The sequence below is a fragment of the Flavobacterium pasteuri genome (assembly GCF_048286615.1).
In the GTDB taxonomy this organism is placed as follows: Bacteria; Bacteroidota; Bacteroidia; order Flavobacteriales; family Flavobacteriaceae; genus Flavobacterium.
On the sequence record NZ_JBLVPN010000007.1, the window covers coordinates 77664 to 96619 of the forward strand.

Annotated in this window: 12 protein-coding genes and 1 pseudogene; 5 read left to right on the forward strand and 8 right to left on the reverse strand. The window is 37.2% G+C overall.

The window, feature by feature from the left end; all coding sequences use genetic code 11:
- Nucleotides 1–394: 394 nt before the first annotated feature.
- The 5 genes from ACNQF6_RS11580 to ACNQF6_RS11600 all read left to right on the forward strand — a co-directional run bounded on the left by ACNQF6_RS11580 (nt 395) and on the right by ACNQF6_RS11600 (nt 4035).
- Nucleotides 395–469: a hypothetical protein gene (locus ACNQF6_RS11580; RefSeq protein ID WP_417966209.1), complete on the forward strand. Its 75-nt coding sequence runs from the start codon at nt 395–397 to the stop codon at nt 467–469.
- Nucleotides 436–645: a hypothetical protein gene (locus ACNQF6_RS11585; RefSeq protein WP_417966031.1), complete on the forward strand. Its 210-nt coding sequence runs from the start codon at nt 436–438 to the stop codon at nt 643–645. Before ACNQF6_RS11580 ends, ACNQF6_RS11585 begins: the two co-directional genes overlap by 34 nt.
- 27 nt (nt 646–672) lie before the next feature.
- On the forward strand, nt 673–831 hold the full coding sequence (locus ACNQF6_RS11590) for an IS3 family transposase (protein WP_417966210.1): 159 nt from the start codon (nt 673–675) through the stop codon (nt 829–831).
- 192 nt (nt 832–1023) lie between these two features.
- Nucleotides 1024–3024 (forward strand): conjugal transfer protein MobC, encoded by a 2001-nt coding sequence (gene mobC, locus ACNQF6_RS11595; RefSeq protein WP_417966033.1) that lies wholly within the window; start codon nt 1024–1026, stop codon nt 3022–3024.
- Between the two features lie 276 nt (nt 3025–3300).
- Nucleotides 3301–4035 (forward strand): DUF4238 domain-containing protein, encoded by a 735-nt coding sequence (locus ACNQF6_RS11600; RefSeq protein WP_417966035.1) that lies wholly within the window; start codon nt 3301–3303, stop codon nt 4033–4035.
- Nucleotides 4036–4396: 361 nt separating this feature from the next.
- Here the strand turns inward: ACNQF6_RS11600 and ACNQF6_RS11605 are convergent.
- The 8 genes and pseudogenes from ACNQF6_RS11605 to ACNQF6_RS11640 all read right to left on the reverse strand — a co-directional run bounded on the left by ACNQF6_RS11605 (nt 4397) and on the right by ACNQF6_RS11640 (nt 18885).
- A pseudogene (locus ACNQF6_RS11605) lies at nt 4397–9784 on the reverse strand (N-6 DNA methylase).
- On the reverse strand, nt 9771–10208 hold the full coding sequence (locus ACNQF6_RS11610) for a DUF1896 domain-containing protein (RefSeq protein ID WP_417966037.1): 438 nt from the start codon (nt 10206–10208) through the stop codon (nt 9771–9773). Before ACNQF6_RS11610 ends, ACNQF6_RS11605 begins: the two are co-directional and overlap by 14 nt.
- A gap of 23 nt (nt 10209–10231) precedes the next feature.
- The gene (locus ACNQF6_RS11615) at nt 10232–11113 is read right to left on the reverse strand and encodes an ORF6N domain-containing protein (RefSeq protein WP_417966039.1); all 882 of its coding nucleotides are present in this window, start codon (nt 11111–11113) and stop codon (nt 10232–10234) included.
- Nucleotides 11113–13200 (reverse strand): type IA DNA topoisomerase, encoded by a 2088-nt coding sequence (locus ACNQF6_RS11620; RefSeq protein ID WP_417966041.1) that lies wholly within the window; start codon nt 13198–13200, stop codon nt 11113–11115. Before ACNQF6_RS11620 ends, ACNQF6_RS11615 begins: the two co-directional genes overlap by 1 nt.
- 60 nt (nt 13201–13260) lie before the next feature.
- Nucleotides 13261–14715 (reverse strand): DUF3945 domain-containing protein, encoded by a 1455-nt coding sequence (locus ACNQF6_RS11625; protein ID WP_417966043.1) that lies wholly within the window; start codon nt 14713–14715, stop codon nt 13261–13263.
- Nucleotides 14716–14798: 83 nt separating this feature from the next.
- On the reverse strand, nt 14799–15107 hold the full coding sequence (locus ACNQF6_RS11630; protein ID WP_072944053.1) for a helix-turn-helix domain-containing protein: 309 nt from the start codon (nt 15105–15107) through the stop codon (nt 14799–14801).
- A gap of 483 nt (nt 15108–15590) precedes the next feature.
- A complete protein-coding gene (locus tag ACNQF6_RS11635) occupies nt 15591–16424 on the reverse strand; it encodes an RteC domain-containing protein (protein WP_113667154.1) in 834 nt (277 codons plus the stop codon).
- Between the two features lie 31 nt (nt 16425–16455).
- Complete coding sequence (locus ACNQF6_RS11640; RefSeq protein WP_417966045.1) at nt 16456–18885, reverse strand: aminotransferase class I/II-fold pyridoxal phosphate-dependent enzyme; 2430 nt, start codon at nt 18883–18885, stop codon at nt 16456–16458.
- Nucleotides 18886–18956 lie beyond the last annotated feature (71 nt).

Consider the following 18956-nt stretch of genomic DNA (forward strand, 5'->3'; position numbering starts at 1 on the left):
CCGATTTAAAAATATACAAAGTGCTACAAGTGAGTAGTCGAAGTTATTATCGATGGAAAAACAAATAATCACTGCAAGAAAGCAAGGAAAAATCGCTATAAAAGAACAGATAACATTGATTTATTTTTAATCTAAACAACGATACGGAAGTCCTAGAAGAACATTAGAACTTCTGAGTATTGGTTATAAAATTTCAAGAATTACTGTAGCAAAATATATGAAATAGTTAGGCTTGCGAAGTAAATTAAGTAAGAAATTCAAAGTAACGACCAACTCAAATCATAATTACTTAATCGTCGAAAATATATTAAATAGGGAGTTTATTGTAAAAATGCCTTCAAAAGTTTAGGTTTCTGATATCACCTATGTTCAAACTAAAGAGGGATTTGTATACCTGACAACTATTATGGATTTATACAACCGAAAAATTATAGGATGGAGTTTGAGCAATGGAATGAGTACAGACTAAACTACGCTTGGAAAATGGCGGTTAAAAACGGAAATATTGAAGAAGGTTTGATTTTTCATTCCGACAAAGGTGTTCAATATGCTAGCAAAAAGTTTGTAAATATTCATGATTCCAATAAAAAAATAACCCGTAGTATAAGCCGCAATGGAAATTGTTGGGACAATGCAGGAGCGTAAAGCTTTTTTAAATCCTTGAAAACTGAATTGATTTATGGAAACAAACTGATTTCAAAAGAACAAATGAAACTGAAAATCTTTGAATACATTGAAATTTTGTACAACAGAAAAAGGAGACATTCTGCTTTGAATTATGCAATTATTGAAGAATTTAACAATCAAATTAATTACAAAAATGTAGCTTAATTTAATGTGCAGTTTTTATTTGTATATCCAAGGAAATGGATTTTGCCAATAAAATGGAGAAGAAAAGAATACGCAACAGTGGTCAAAAATAAAGGATTGCCAAATACTGCTACTCACCGCCATCGACTGCCACTTTCCTAGAGTCAGTCTTTACAGTCTTTAAATTCACGCCCGAACTTTAATATTTTAAAAATGCAGGGAGAAGACGACTTAAGAGGGCTTGCCAAGATCATGGCATTTATGAGAGCCGTGAGTATTCTGATAATGTTGATGCACCTTTATTGGTTTTGTTACGGTTTCTTTATGGAACGCGGCTGGACATTAGAAATCATCAACAAAATTTTAGGTAATTTCGACAGAACGGCGGGCTTGTTTTCACAAATTTTATACACCAAAGTATTTGCCATAGTTCTTCTAGCTTTAAGCTGTTTGGGAACAAAAGGTGTAAAGAATGAAAAGATAACTTGGACAAAAATATATGTGGTTTTGGGAATTGGTTTTGTACTATTCTTTCTGAACACATCATTGTTAAAACTGTCATTAAACATCCCTGTATTTCTTTATATTCTTACCACAGGTTTGGGCTTTATCTCCCTTATGGTAGCAGGAGTTTGGATAAGCCGTCTGCTCCGTACCAAATTGATGGATGATGTTTTCAATAATGAGAACGAAAGTTTTCAGCAGGAAACTAAGCTGATGGAAAATGAATATTCCGTGAACTTACCCACCAAATTCTGGTATAACAAAAAACAGTATAATGGTTGGATCAATATTGTAAACCCTTTTAGGGCGACCATTGTATTGGGTACACCCGGTTCGGGTAAATCGTATGCTGTAGTAAACAACTATATCAAGCAGCATATTGAAAAAGGTTTTTCAATGTATGTCTATGATTTTAAGTTTGACGACCTATCTACAATTTCCTATAATCATTTACTAAAACACACTGATAAGTACAAGGTAAAACCGAAATTCTACGTCATTAATTTTGATGACCCTAGAAAAAGCCATCGTTGTAATCCCATAAATCCTGATTTTATGACCGATATATCCGATGCTTACGAATCGGCGTACACCATCATGCTGAATCTTAACAGGAGTTGGATACAAAAGCAAGGGGATTTCTTTGTAGAAAGCCCGATCATCCTTTTAGCGGCTATTATATGGTTTCTTAAAATCTATGAAAACGGCAAATACTGTACATTTCCACACGCCATTGAACTGCTCAACAAAAAATACGCTGACGTCTTTACAATCCTAACCACCTATTCGGAATTGGAAAATTATCTATCACCCTTTATGGATGCCTGGCAAGGTGGCGCGCAAGACCAGTTGCAGGGACAAATAGCATCTGCGAAAATTCCTTTGTCAAGAATGATTTCACCGCAATTGTATTGGGTTATGACAGGAGATGATTTTTCACTGGACATCAACAACCCGAAAGAGCCGAAGATACTATGTGTAGGTAATAATCCTGACCGTCAAAATATCTATTCCGCAGCGTTGGGTTTATACAATTCAAGAATTGTGAAACTTATTAATAAAAAGGGACAGCTTAAAAGTTCAGTCATCATTGATGAATTGCCTACCATCTACTTTCGTGGATTAGACAATCTTATAGCCACTGCTAGAAGTAATAAGGTGGCCGTTTGTTTGGGCTTTCAGGATTATTCACAATTAACCCGCGATTATGGAGACAAAGAAAGTAAGGTTATACAAAATACCGTGGGTAATATATTCAGTGGTCAGGTGGTAGGAGAAACTGCCAAAAACCTCTCGGAACGTTTTGGTAAGGTGTTGCAGAAAAGGCAGAGTTTATCAATCAACCGTAATGATACGTCGACATCCATTTCCACACAATTGGACAGCCTCATTCCTGCATCTAAAATTTCTACATTGACCCAAGGTGTTTTTGTAGGGGCTGTATCAGACAATTTTGATGAACGTATCGAACAGAAAATCTTCCATGCTGAAATTGTTGTGGACAATGATAAAGTAGCTGCTGAAACCAAAGACTATCAAAAAATACCGGAAATACTATCTTTCGTAAACGAGGCAGGAGAAGATGTGATGAAGCAGGAAATCGAAGCTAATTACAGACAGATAAAATTGGATATTATTCAGGTTATTGAAACTGAATTGGAGCGTATTAAAAATGACCCTGATCTGCAGCATCTGGTACAAAAGAGATAATTGCAAAAGGGATTTATAAATGCTAATACATCGTTGGTTTGCAATCCAGTGAGACTATCCTTCTCTCACACAAAGACCGTATTAAAACATTATATTTGCTACTAAAAAATCATCAATCTTGGGCGGAACAAAGCCAACGTGATTTATAATGACAATTTAATTATTTTCTTGATTTCATCTTTTTTTACTTACATTACTTATTTAAAATTCTATCGTAGATACAGTCAAAAAAATCTAATGATTTTACTACTATAACAATTAGAAAAACTTCAAATAATGCCAACAGATAAAAAAAACCAACATTATATTCCAAAATTCTACTTACGTAACTTTTCTTATGACGGAAATAAGAACCAAATTGGAGTTTTTAATATTTTCAATAATATATATGTTCAACAAGCAAAGTTAAAAACTCAAGGTTCTAAAAATTTTTTTTATGGCCTCGATGGAGAGATTGAAGATGATTTAGCAAACATTGAAGGAAAACTTGCCGTAGTGATCAAAGAAATAATTTCTAATGAAACACCTCCAAAGAAAAATTCTGTCGAGCATGTTGAATTATTATCATTTGTAGCTCTTACTGATGCAAGAAATCCTGTTCCTATTGAAGCAATTAAAAACCACTTTTTAGAAATGGAGAGAAAACTTAAGGAACTTGACCCAAATGTAGATACCGATAAATTTGTCCCTAAATTAACCCACGAAGAACATGTTAAATTATCTTTATCTAAGACAGGTACAATAATTCAACATATAACCGATTTAGATTTTAAACTCTTAGTAAATAAAACTTCAAATCCATTTATAACTTCTGATTTTCCAATTGTCAAGTACAATCAATTCCTTGAACAAAAAAAATGGAGGCACTCAAAAAGTGGCTATGCTCTTGTTGGGTTAAAAATATTTATCCCTCTAAGTCCTGAGCTAACAATTGTGTTTTTTGACTCATCAATTTATAAAATTGGGAATAGAAAAGATAAAATTGTAGAGATTTTAGAAAAGAGGATGTGAACCAATTAAACATTCTTCAATTTGTAAATTGTCTTAGCACGGTTTTTTTCAATGAAATGATTACAGAGGATTATATCCGATTTCTAAAAAACAAATCAAAAAAATACCATAGAGCTAATGACCCAAAATTAGAATTGAGCTATATATTAAAAGAAGATGATGATAGGGAAAAGGTATTAACTGGCAAACAAAATTTAATGATTTTCAATACAACTGATTGTGAAATCAACTTAAAATTAAAGTTTTTAAAAATTCACTCAAATGGAAAACATCATAAATTAAGCTCTAGAATAACACAAGTTCGAAAGCCTTACAAAAAGATTAGTAGTAAATTATCATATTGAAATAATCTCTATTATTATCAAGGCTTTACAAAATTCCTATGTGGTCTTTCCTGCACCTGAAAACCCTCCATTTTACTTGTTTCTTCCTGCTCTTTATGTTCCGGAGCAATAGATAATTGGATTTTCCTGTCAATGGCCGCGAGTTCGGTTTTTAGTTCTCTCAACCTGCTCTCCTTTTTCCACGTACCATTGACAACTTCCTGAAGTACAGGTAGATCTTTTTGCAGTTCAGCAATTTTCTTTTGCTCCTGCTCTATATAGCTAGGTATTTTTTCCAAAGCATTAAGGAAGTTCATTGACGCAAGCTTTTCATCATTAGCAATCAAGCCATTATTGTAGGTGTATTTTATGTTGCCTTCACCCTGTACCAAAAAACGATTGACCCTAATATCAACACCCTCTTTTTCGGACATTTCGGTTTTAACCAACAATGCAAACCCATATAGGCTGCCTATTTCTTCATATTGACCACCAGTACGAGCTTTATCGGCAATCTGGTTAAGCTTGGTTCCAATCTGTTTCATATCTGCATTAGGCGACAATCCATCAAGTTGGACAGTATTCAGTATCGTACCGTCCTGTCGTTTTTGTAAGCGTTGTTCCAGGTTTTCCCTATCAAGGCTCATTCGTTCCAATCGTGACCCAGCAGACTCCAATTTAGCGGTACTGTCTTCCAACTTGTATTTTGAGCTGAATTTGGAACGGTTGAATGCCTGCTTCTCACTTTCCAATCCGGCAACCTGTTTTTCCAGCTTCGCTTTTTCCAAAAGATTAGTGTTGCCCGAAAGGATAGCCACATATTCAGAAAAGTTCATTCCCGATTTTTCGTCCATACTGCCCTCGTCAATGGTTCGCTTTCCAAGATTGTTGGCTTTAAGCTGGTCAATAAAAAGCTGTTTATTGTACAGCAAATTAAACTTGTAGCCATCCAGCGATTTTTCGACTGCATAGATAATTACATCTACCTTGTTGTTGGCAAAGAATTTGGCAATTTCATTGCCTTTGCGGACGGCCCTTCAGTCACGTTGGGCAAGATCGCTTGGTCGCCACGGCGTATCTAAATGATGGACAGCAACTGCTCTTTTCTGTGCATTTACACCAGTTCCCAACATACCTGTAGAACCAAACAGAACACGGATTTTTCCATCATTCATTCCGCTGATAAGCTCTTTACGTTGCTTATCATTTTTAGCTTCCTGTATAAAACGGACTTCATGTGGTGGTATGCCGTGATTTTCTACAAGTTTACGTTTTATTTCTCCATAGACGTTCCATTCTCCAGGTTTGTAAGTACCTAAGTCTGAAAAGACAAACTGCGTTCCTTTCTGCGCATGGAATTTTTGATAGTATTTAGCTATATTGGCAGCACAATGGGAAGCTTTACTATCGGGATGGTCATCGTATTTTCCACTTACCATCCGCATATCGAGCGACATCTTACGGGCATAATCTGTAGCAATCAACATCTTTGCTTTTTCTTCCCGATCTGTCAGCGGAGGTCTACCTAATAAGATAGCATTCCCTGATTTTGCAAATTCCATCAATTTCTGGATGAATACTTCCTGATCAGGCGTAGGTGGTATATTATAAAGCACCTCGTTCTTTTCCGGACGATCTATACCAATATCCTTAGCGGTTCTGTAATCTGTGATTTCCGAATAAAACTGTGCAAGTTCCGGCACTTTGATAAAGTAACGAAAGCGCTCTTTTGAAACGATATTATTCGCTACTGAAAACTCATAATCAGTTGTTTTCCTTGCATAAATAGCTGCCCAAGCATCAAAACAATTGATACCCTGTTTTTCCAATGCTCTTGGACGCAGATATTTGAATAATAGATATAGCTCGGTTAAGGAATTGCTGATAGTTGTTCCTGAAAGAAAGGTAGCGCCCATATCTCCTTGTATGCGATCCTGGATGGTGCGGATGGCAAAAAGCAGGTTCATGGCTTTTTGGCTTCCCATCATATTACCCAAACCCGCAACCCTGTCATGGCGGGTATTGAACATTAGGTTTTTGAACTGGTGGCTTTCATCAACAAATAAATGGTCGATGCCCATCATCTTAAAGTCCACTACATCATCTTTTCGGTTTACGATGTCGTATTCCAAGGTTTTCAGTCTAACTTCAAGATTCTGTTTCCTGATGATTACACCTTTGAGCATTCCCCTTGAAATCTCCTTGCCCTGTGCTTCTAAAGCGGCAAGATTATCTCCCACGCTGTTGAGTTCGACTTGTAGGATTTCCTTTTGCATTTCTGGTGACTGGGGTATCATGCCAAACTGATCATGGGTCAATATCACGCAGTCCCAATCGTTGTTTTTAATATCTCCGAAAATCCGTTTCCTTTTCTGTGGGGTAAAATCTTCTTTGCCAGGATACATAATTTTAGCGTGTGGGTAAGCTATACGGTACGTTTCTGCAATCTCATGAACATTGGCCTTCAATCCTATTATCATTGGTTTATGTACCATTCCAAAACGTTTCATCTCCTGTGCTGCGGTACACATCACCAATGTCTTTCCTGCTCCAACTTCGTGATCGCAAATCGCACCGTTGTTCAGTTTGATCATCCATACTGTGTCCTTTTGGCTCGAATACAGGTCATTAATAGCTAAGCCTTTCCTGTCCAGTCCGGGAAATTCCTGATGACTTCCGTCATATTGCGGTCGTACAAAACAGTTAAAGGTATCGTTATATTGGTTGGTTAGTCTTTTTTTAAACTCATCATTTTGGGCGTGAAGCCATTCGGTAAATGCTGTACGTATTTCATCAATCTTTGTATTCGCCATCTGTATGGCTTCCATATCCCGTACCTTGATCTCCTTATCATCAATTATGACCTTTTTAGTAATATCAGGAGTGGTGTTAACTAATGCATTTTTCAGCAGAGCAATCCCGTCAAATGTTCGACTTTCAGACTTGACAGCATATTTATCCCTTATATGTACATTTTTCTGATCACATTTTATAGAAAAGTCATCGGAAGTCTCAGAATATTGAATACGCACCTCCGTGTCGAAAAGATGAGAAGCAAAGCGAGCATAGATCCCTGTCGGTATCCAGCGTTCACCAAGATTGAAATCCAGCTCTTCAAATTCAATTCGTCTTGGACGAGCTTCTTCTAAAGACGTAAGGCTTTGTTTGGCCTGCCTATCATCGGGATTGCTTTCGAGATATGTTTTTACTGCTGTGACTTTCTCCACTACATTACCAGCTACCCATCTTTCCGCTATTTCATATTCCTTTTCCAAAGGATTGTAAAAAATACGTCCTTGTAATGCCTCTTTCAAATTGTCGGATAGCATACCGCTGATTTTGGACATATAACCCAGATCAACTCTGCCGTATTTGTTCAGCGATGCAGCTAATGCTTCATCAGGATTATCAGCAGTCAATGTGGTAATGGAGAAGCTTACCGGACGGTGGAAGATATCTGCCTTATGTACTACACCACCCACCACCCGTTCTAGATAAGGGATTTCCTTACCTGAACTGTCTGTTTTGATAAGCTTGATATTCTCGGCACTGTTAAGATTTCCGTAGCTTTTTACAAAGGCATCATATACCTTATTAAATTTTTCTCTCTCTTCTTTATGTTCAATTTGCACATCGGCTTCCTTCTGATATAAATCGAGATAGCTATCCCGTACAGAAATATAGGCTTCAGCCCTTGCTTTCTGCAAGGACGATAATTTCAGAGGATGAAACATTGCCTGCTTCTTTTCACTTTCAATATCTTTGAGATAACCTACCCAGCCGTTATCCACTGCAAGACTATCGTTACGATGAAAAGAGTGTATTTCCTTGGTATAAATTGCAGGTTCAGGAATAGTTTTCTCTACGGTAATCTTTTCAATCAGACCATTTCTGCTCACTACTGAAAACAAATCGCCAATGACTACCTGTGCATTCATTTCACTTAGAGTATTATTATTTACTGGAGAAATAGGAACAGGAGATTGCTGCATCAAACCGCTGAACAGGTTTCCCTGATACCTGGTCACAGTTCTTTTTCTTTTGGCTGGTTGTTTTGTTGTTGCAACTGCTTTTACAGGAGTGGCAACAGCCGTCAGTTCTTCTGGATTTTCAAAGAGATCAAAAATACTCAGTTGCCTTTCTTCTTTGACAATATCCTTATTTGTTATTGAAGCAGATAAAGCCTGTGTTTCCAATTTAATGGTTACAGGCCCGGCAACGGGAGGTGTAACCGTTGGTTTTATCGGAATTTGTACAACAGGCAAATCGTTCCGTTCACCTTTATACAAGCCAATATCTAAATGTTTTCTAAAATCCTCCGCTAGCATTTGCTTCAGATCTTTGGCAATTCCTTCCACCCCATCCTTGTGCGTATAAATAAATATAGGTTGTCCGTAAGGATCAGTGCCTAGCACACGTGTAGTATGGACAATCCTTACGTTATCCTGAAACAAGGCATTGTTTGGTTTATTGTATTCCGCTATTTTGCTTTGACAAAACAGTTCTTCCGCTTGGGTCAAACTTTTCTTTGTAGAATTTTTTTGCAGGATTATCAAATCGCTACCGACTTCCGTACCGGCATAGTCAGTAAACAGGTTGTTTGGCAATCGAACTGCTGAAACCAGATTATTATCCTTCATCAATGCCCTACGAATGGTTTCATTTTTAGGGCTATTCAGTACACCCTGTGAAGTTATAAAAGCCAGTATACCGCCCTCACGGAGCATATCTGCTCCCTTCAGGAAAAAGTAATTGTGTATGCATCGAGCAGCCTGTACTTTTGCAGTGTCCCTGCTTCTAGAATAGGAAAGATCAAAAACGGAAGTATCACCGAAAGGGATATTACTAGCAACCACATCATAGCTATTTTGTTCTCTTTCTGGTATTTCTTCAAAACCGTTTATTCGGACAGAACTGTCGGGATAGAGCTGCTTTAAAATTTTTCCTGTAAGCAGATCCTTTTCATAAGCGGTAACCTGAGGTGAGTCTCTATCGGCAAAAGATTGTATAAAAGAACCGATACCGGCAGAAGGTTCCAGAAATTTTTGGATGTTTACACCGCTCTCCTGTAAAGAAGTGGAAATGGCATCAATAACCAAAGGCGGTGTGTAAAATGCCGTAAGTACGGAGCTACGCATACTATCCACATAAATGCGGTATTGCTTTTCATCAGTGGCATTTTCACTTAGTAGCTGATGGAGTTCCTGTGTAAGAGGAAAGATTTCGTGTTCAGTCTTCTTCCAATGGTTAATGTCTATCGGGTTTTGGGCAGGGTTCAACACGAATTTAAGACCGCCAAATCCGCTGTATTGCATCATTATCTGTCTCTCGCTTACGGAGGCTTTTCGGTTGTCTCTTTCCACTTTAAAAGCAATTCGTAAGGCATCAATATTCCTTTGGAGATGTTGACGTTTACTGAAGCCCATTTTCTTCTATCCAAATGGCTATAGTTCCAGTCAGTTCGGTATAGAGCAGTTTAAACTCCGAAGAATAGGCAAAGTCATCCTCCAATTTGTAGTTTGTAAAAACAGGGTCGCAAACAGGCAACATCTTGAAGGCAAACGGTCGTAGTTCTTCGTCTGCCATTGTAGTATCAAACTCATTGCAAACCACCTGAAAAACGGTATCAAATCTGGAGAAGTACAATCCTTCAAATAAAACATAATCAGCAATATGATCGCATTGACTGACGGGGTTTCCTGCCCGAAATGCTCCTTCATAAGCATTGGAAGCCCAACTTGAACGCTGGTCAATAAATTTAACATCATACGTTTTTTCGGGAAAGCTTGTAGTCAATAATTCTTGTAGTCGTAACCTAAAATACGACAGGTCTTTTTGATGTGTTTCCATACTATATTTTGTTTATAATTTTGCTAAACGGATAAAATTTGAAGCATTCTGCCAATCTCAATATCCATTCTTGAAAAGGCAAACCATTTTTTACCCAGATCTTTCAATGATACTCCAATATGATAGAGTTCGGTATTGTCAATGATGAGAAAACGGTCGTGGGCATCCGAAAAGACTTCAACTTCAACCAGAGGATATTGACTATTGTATCGTTGTACATCTAGCCGTAGCTGATTACTTCTACTTTTGGTATAGATTGTTGCGGTAACATTAATATTTCTCTTACCCAACAAGGTTAGCACCGTATCGTCCACATAATTATCAATAAGAATAATGGAACTTTGGGCACTGCGGATAGTATCCGATACAAAGGTATAGGCATCAAAAATTTGCCCGTTGTAGAAAATGCCCTTTTCACTGTGCAACTTTCCGCTTTCGAGAGCCTTAAAGATTTCTTCAAATTTCTGGTTTGCTTCTGCGTGTTTCAGTTCCATCTTATCCAGTCGATGAAACAAAGCTGCGTTATCAACGAGCATCTTACGCATTTCCAAAAATGCATTCATTATCTCGATGCTTACTTTAACCGCAATATCGCTATGGAGTACTGCCGAAAGCATAGCGATACCCTGCTCGGTAAAAGCATAAGACAGATAACGCCTTCCCCCATAATTCAAACTTGAGGTCACAAATTGTGACCTCAAGTTTATAGTATCAAATTCATCTTGAGTCAACTGGAAACGGAAGTTTTCAGGAAAGCGGTCTGTATTCCGCTTTACAGCCTGATTGAAGACTTTGGTTTCTACCTGATAAATCCTTGCGAGATCGCTGTCGAGCATAACCCGCACCCCTCTTATAGTATAAATTCGGTTCTCAATTTCCTGACGGGTAGTGATAGAATTGCTCATTATTTCTTCGGAAGTTTAGATTTTTCAAATTCAAAGGAGCTTTCCGCTTTCTCATTCAATACAATATAGGCATCGAATTTCTTTCCGGCTTTACTTTTCATTCCTCTGATAAGAGAAGTTTTGCCAGTATTGACAAGACTTTCAATATCAGTTATACTTACCTGCACACCACATATATTTCGGAACTGTACCCAGTTGCAGACCTCATCAGGACATTTAACAATTTTATCCCTAATAATCAGTTGCGGCTTTTTGCATTTAGGACAAACAAGGGTAGGCAGGTTTTCTTGTGCAATGGCCGTTTGCAGCAATTCATTGGTAATGGATGTGGCATAGATTTCCATTTCTTTTTGGAAAACTTCCGCATTACTTTCGTTGTTTTCAATTTTCTGCAAAGCCAGTTCCCACTCTGCGGTCATTGCTACATCGGCAATTTTCTTGTCTTTGACCAGTTCATAGACTTGCAATCCTTTATCGGTAGGTATCAGGGATTTATTTTCCCTTTGGATATAGTTACGGCTAAACAGGGTTTCAATAATGGCGGCTCTTGTGGCTGGTGTACCAATACCTACGTTTTGCATTGCTTTTCGGTCCTCTTCATTTTCAATCTCCTTTCCTGCCGTTTCCATAGCTGATAAAAGTCCGGCCTCAGTATAAAGCACAGGTGGTCTGGTTTTCTTTTCCAAAACTGAAGCATCTTTGATTTTGAGTTCATCACCTTTTTTCAGTTTGGGAAGTTCCTGAACAGGTTCTGCATCATCATTGGAGAAATTACCTATGATGGAACGCCAACCTGGTTCCAATATCTTGCAGCCTTTCAGGGCAAAATCATAATGCAAAGCCTGTAAAGTAATATCGGTTATCTCTTTTGTACAGGCTTGTGAAATTGCTTCCAGTAGTCGAAAGGCAATCATATTGTAAACGGCATTTTCCTTGGCCTGTAATGCTGATGGGATTTTGTCCGTAATCAGAAGACCATGATGATCGGTAACACGAAGGTCATTTACGATACGTTTATTGAAATGCCCCCATTTCACTTTGGTTACTGCTTGCTTGAAGGCTCCCATATCCTGTAAGGCCCTTATAAGATTTGGAATCTCTGCCCACATATCTTCAGGAATATATTTACTCCCAGTACGCGGGTAAGTAATAAATTTCTTTTCATACAGGCTTTGGGCAATGTTCAAGGTTTCTTCAGCCGTCAGATTCAACTTTTTATTGGCTTCTTTTTGCAAGCCAGTCAGATCAAACAGCAAAGGCGATTGTTCCGTCACGTTTTTGGTTTCTACAGTGGTAACCGTAACTGTATTGCCATTTCTTTCGATGGACTTTAATATATTTTCCACCAGCTTTTTATCTTGCCATTTGTTTTTGGAAAGGCTTTTAAAGTCTATGAACTCTTTTGTATGGGACACCTGTATTTGCCAGTATTGTTGCACCGAAAAATTTCTATTTTCCAGATAACGCCTGCATATTAAAGCCAGTGTAGGTGTCTGTACTCTTCCAAGCGAATAAATCCCGTTGCCTGCAGCAATGCTTAATGCCTGAGAAGCGTTGATGCCCAAAAGCCAATCAGCTCGGCTCCTCCCCTGTACTGCCTGATATAATCCGTCAAAATCGCTACCAGGCTTTAGGCTATAAAAACCCTGCTTGATTGCCTTTTCGGTCAGTGAACTAATCCAAAGACGTTCAAAGGGTTTGTTGCTTTTGAGGTATTCATAGATATAGCGGAATATCAGTTCACCCTCACGCCCGGCATCGGTTGCAACAATTATCTTTTCGCTACGATCAATGAGATGTTCAATTACTTTTAACTGCTTTAACGCTCCTGTATCTGCTACATAGATTTTGTCTTTTTTGACTTTTCGGACGGTCAATAAAAAAGGATTGGGAAGTATCGGCAGGGACGATTTCTGAAACCCGGAAATGCCGTAATCTTCCGGCATACCCAAGCCCACCAAATGTCCAAAAGCCCACGTAACATAATAACCGTTACCTGTCAGATAACCATCCTTTTTTTCGGAGGCTCCCAACAGGCTGGCTATTTCCCTTGCTACACTTGGTTTTTCAGCAATAACTACTTTCATGTGTTTATTTTTACTGTTTTTTATTTGTCACATGGAATGCAAAAGGCATTTCATGGCACATTACATTTTACGTCCTTTAGATTTGGCCGGCGCTTTGGCTGCTTCCTGTTCCTCCAGCTGTTCCTTGCTGTCGGGATTTTTTTGTCCTGATTTTAAAGTCTCTTTGATCTTCTTGGTCGCTTCATCAGTTTTGCCTTCAGAATTGACTGCCGTCTGTGTTTTATGAGCTTCAGTAGGTTTTGCCTCTTCTTTAATTTTGTTCGGGTTTTGAAAAGAAAAATCTGTTTTGTTTGTCTCTTTGTTGAAAGTGATGTAACCATTGTATTCCTTACCTTTCTTATCCACCAATCCACTAACATAGACAGTCTGACCGTCTTTGAACTTTTGATATTGCTCATTATCCAGTTCTTTTCCTCTAAAAGTTTTCGGAGTTTCCTTCGACTGGCTTTGCTCATTGTTTTGCAATTGCTTATTGGTATTATTTCTGTCAAACAAGAACTCTACAAAACGTTTGTCGGCATTGAATTGTACCTCTGCATCAAACGAAGTTCCTTTTTTGGAAGTCATACCCTCTATATGAAGCGGCTTACCCTCCATTAGGGTTTGCTTTTGTACATCATCCAGTTTCACTCCTTTGATCTCATCAGGGATTTTGATTTTGTCTGTTCGCAGAGCAACAAGCTCATTAGTCAGCCTATCTACGCTGACAATAGAGGGAATGGTCTCATTCGTTTTAGGATTAGTCAGATTGACCACACGCCCCATATTGCTTGTTTGGAGCAGGTTCTCTTTATCTTCCTTACTGAACTCATGACCGAAAAAAGCAAAATTCAGGTTAGGTTCTTTGCGGATACCGTGAATGGCAACCACAACCACTCCTTCATCATTTTGTTGCAGAGACAGACGTGCATCCATACGGGTAACGGCAGTGCCTAGATTAAGGCTTACAGGTACAAGCTCATTGGTTTTAAACCCTCTCAATAAAGGATCAAGGAGGTTCATCTTTTCAAGTTTTTCTTTGTTCAGTCCGAGACTATTCATTGTTTCCCAGTCAATCTGTTCTGGTTTATAGCGGTATTCGCTTTTTTCTGATGTTGTCTGTGTTGTTGCCATACTATTTTTATTTTCTTGTTTATTATTATTTTTATCAGGTTCTGCTTTCACTTCGTATTGCTTCATCAGTTGTTCCACTTCGGGACTTGGTTTATCCATCTGTTGTTGCATTTCCTTTGCCATATCAATAGCAACAGGTTCAGGAACTTTGAAAAAGGAAAAGCGACTAGGATCCTTTAATTGGCTGAAAAAATTAGAAAAGAAGTTAGAAAATAAATCGCCATTCTTATCCACCCGCATAAACTGGTTCTGGTTTTTCTTTATAGGTTCAACGGTTTTCAGCTTGCCATTTTTATCAATGCCCTTTACAGCCTGAATTTTATTTTTCTCTTTATCCAGTACCAATAATATCTGAGATAATTGTTCGGGAGATTTTGGTGTATCTAAAGTTTTTTCGCTCATAATCTGAATATTTTCTATTTCAATATCGAAAGTAAAGAAGTTGTCACTGTTTCTCTTCGTTTGGCTTTGATTGACATCATTTGTCAGCCGTTGACTTTTACTTTGGACATGGGAGCGGTAAAGCTTTCTCTGATGAACTGGTGCACATCTGAGAGCTTATAATAAATTTTTCCACTAATTGTATAATAGGGTAACTTACCGGAAGAGCGGTAACGCTGCAAGGATCGTGGGCTTATCTTCAGTATTTGTAAAATATCCTGATTGTCCAACAGCTCTTCTCCATCAATAATCGCATGTTGATTTTTAGTCCCACTTGCCAATTCCATAAGGATGTCAAATCGCTCCATGATTCGCTCCATCCAAGCCATAAATTCTATTCTGTCGATATTCATAATCAAAAATTTAGGTTCAATACGCAGTATGTAGCAATTCTTCCAGATAGAGGTACTGTTTAAAATGCTTTTACAAAATTCAGTTGCTTTTGTTGGATTTTATCCCAATGGCTTTCGTAGTACTGAAAAACTTTAACATTTAAAATTCTTAAAGCCTTGGTTTTACTGGAAAATAATTCTCCATAAAATGATGATTTCTTATTCGATTTAAAATATTATCTTTTTAGGCTCCAATTATTTGAGTGATCTTGTCATAAAAAATGAGTGCAACCATGATTTCTGTTTTTAGATTAGTACTGTTTAGTATGTTTTTATAAAATTCAGCAGCTTTTATTGGATTTTATCCCCATGGCTTTCGTAGTACGAAAAAAGTAAAAACCTTAATTTTTCTGGTAATTGTTCTTTGATTGATTCTGGCATAAAAAAAAGCAGTATATCCTTTTAAATTAGGATTTACTGCTTGTGGGCATAGTGGTTAAGGCTTTATTCTTGGTCTTCTCTGTACATTTTTTGCTGTAGGTTTAGCGTTAATTCCTCCAGAAATTTTGTCTTACTGCTTTTACGTGCTTTAATTTCAGTATAGGTTTTATAGATGTTATCTAGTTTGATGTTGAAAAAATCTTCAAATGATGTCGTTATCATATTAATATCTGCCGCACCATGATTGATTGTTCCATTAGAAAACAAGGCGTAGATTAATTCTGTCAAAGCTGTTTTTGGCCCTGTCCATACCAATACTTTATGCTTTTTTTCTTCAAAAATATCAGAATCATCCACTTTTAGTCTTTTTAGTGCTTGTCGGATGTAATGAATAAATCGATACATCGCCTTTACTTTTGCCCAGAGCATGTCTTGCGATGTTGAAAATTCCGGAAATTGGTAATAATCAGTCATAGGTGTAAAGGGAAAATTATCGCGATGGTTTCGAGTAAAGAATTGATGATCCAGATAACTGTATCCTTGTTCCATATAATGCACAAAATCGGCATTTCTGTAAAAGAACTTATTAATTTTCCGCAATTCTTTTTGGAGGAATTCGACTTTATAAGTGTTACCCGCTTTTGGCATTCTTAGCTCGCAGGAACGCACTTCTGTAAAATAGATCAATAAACTCATAGGAACGGGTTTGATATTTTTGAAAAAATCGATCTCCTCCGGAACGGTGTTGAAATCATTTTTATCAACTATCTCTTTTAAGTTCGTTAATGTTTTATTACACAATACAATTCCATTGCAAGCCTTATTTTGCATTGTATCGTTTGCCTCTAAAATTTCATTGCAGACAGCATTAAATGATTCGATCGCTTTTTCAAACATCTTTTTAAATATTAGTTGTCAATATCTTTCGTCATTTTGCAATTGATTTGTAATCATTTTGCAAAGTATTCATAAGTTCCATTGCGTAATTGTCTCTTGCCTGAACATAGGCTACTTTTGGTATTATCCTAGCTCCTAATTTTCTTTTTTCAAATGAGGCTGACACCCCAAAATCAATCTTTTGAAGTTGCAACTCATTAGCTCTTTTTATGGTTTGAAATAACAATTGCCTGTACAGTTCGTATTCTTTTGCCCATTTATAATCCATACCTATTAATTCCGGGACATAGGTATGATTGTCGTTTTTGTAGCAGAACATAACTCCAACAAATGGATTTTCGGGTTCTGCTTTCAAGGTTAATATTATAAATTCCCAGTTGGGACTTTCATTCATATTTTCGAAAATTTCTTGCGTATATCGGAATGTATTGATAGCGTAATTATTGTCTTTTACATTGTTGTAAAGTTGATATGTTCTTGCTATTTCTGATTTGCTCAATTTATCTTTTATCAAAACATCATAGTACTTCTCATAAGGTTCTATCTCTTTATTGAAATGTTTACGGGAACGCAGCGATAATGTTTTTGTAAACTCTTCGTATGAATGCCAAACTTGGTTTTCAATTACACAGGATTCCGGCATGTCTATTTTGAAATAACCTTGATCTACTATTGTTTTGTTGTAGCTGTTGTCTTTTTCGAAATCTCTTAAAACTAGCATGTCTGCATTTAAGTCATTGTATTTTTCTTCCAGCTTATCCAATAATAGCTTCAATGCTTTTTCTGCCAAAGGATGTTCCTGATTGATGAAGCAGTGTTCTCCTTCGGTAAATAGAGAGCCCATACCCAATACTCTTGAGGTGAGGTATAAAGGATTAGTCTTTCTTATTTCTTCCAAATGGATGGAGACCGATTCAGTAGCCAGCATGTCGTCTTTCCAAAGACCATAGGTAACAAAGGTCATTAATACTATGGTACCTTTGTTGTCTTTAATGGTATAATAGTAAAAATCCTGTTGGTTGGTTGAGTCTGGATGCTGACTAAATGCTTTTTCTAAATATACCAGTCCTTCCCAATCAAAGATATTTTGTTTTCCCATGTATTGGTTCCATGCTGATTTTTCAATATCTTGAATGGTATTTTTTTCTTCGATAAAAAGCTCCTGCTCTTTTGATTGTGCAATATTTTCTGCTTTTTTATTGTCCATTCCAAAAGCCTGTCTGATTTTGATTTCACTATTATTTGTTTCTTCCAAAGCTTTGGGAAAATGGTATTCCATTGCATCAGCTAAGGCTGTAATATCTTCTAGCTTATTGTGGCTCGATAATGTTATTCTGATTCCTGTATTCTTTATTGGAACTGCTGGATAAATTCCCAAGTTCAGAAAAAATCCTTCTTCAAATAGGCGATGCACAAACTTATAAGCTGTTGCAGGCGTACCCATACCCAAAAAGAACACTGGCGAATCATTTTTTGAAATTATGGGGAGGTTTCCGTTTGATAATAACTGGTTAAAATAATCGATTTTATCCGCTAGCCCTTTTTGTTTCAATTCTATTTCAGGAGATAAATGAATGTCTGCCGAAGCGATTGCTGCTGCTACAGATGCAGGTTCTAACTGAGCGGAAAAGGTTAATGGTCCGCCGAAATTTTTGATTTTATCTCTTAGATTCTGATTCCTGCAAAATACCGTCGCACCACTGGCTCCAAAGGTTTTGCTTAATGTACTCACCACAATACAATTTTCGGGAAGTTCTTCTATTGTATCAAAAATAAAACCAGTTCCATTTTTACCTCGCCAACTCATACCATGAACATCGTCAAAATAGAGTTTAAGCTGAGAATATTTTTGAGTCAAAGCCAATAATTCTGGGATAGGTGCATAATCACCAAACATGGAATATACACCATCAGCCATATACCAGATTTTATTGCATTTGGTAGTTAATTGTTTGATTTTATCTTCTAACATTTCCAAATTACTATGTCTGATCATCTCCACTGGAATTCCCCGTAGCTTTAAAAGCTGACACGCATTTTGTACACTCCAATGTACTTGATGATCCATTATTACGGCATCTTCATCTCTTATCAATGTCGGGATAACAGCTAAATGTCCTAATGTACTGTTCTTTGTTATAATGGGCGGTATACCATACATTAATTCAATTTTTTGCTCTAGTTCACTGTAAAGCGGATGCGAAATATATGACTTTGAAAGTGGGAATTGTGTACCATAATTGTTTATGGCTGCTATTGCGGCCTCTTTCAACCGAATGTCTTGTTCGAGTCCCAAGTAACCTGTTGTACCAAAATGAAACATTTCCTTTCCCTTAACTTGGATTGTCCTACCTGTCAATTTTTTGTCTTCTGCATATAGATGTAGTACTCCTTCTTTTTTTGCTCCTGATAAAACCTCATCAACTGTGTCTATGAAATTATTGTGCTTAATTTTTGCCATTTTTAAATTGTTTAGGTTGTTTTAAAAATTAGATATCTAAAATTCATCATAAAAATTGAAAGTTATTTCAT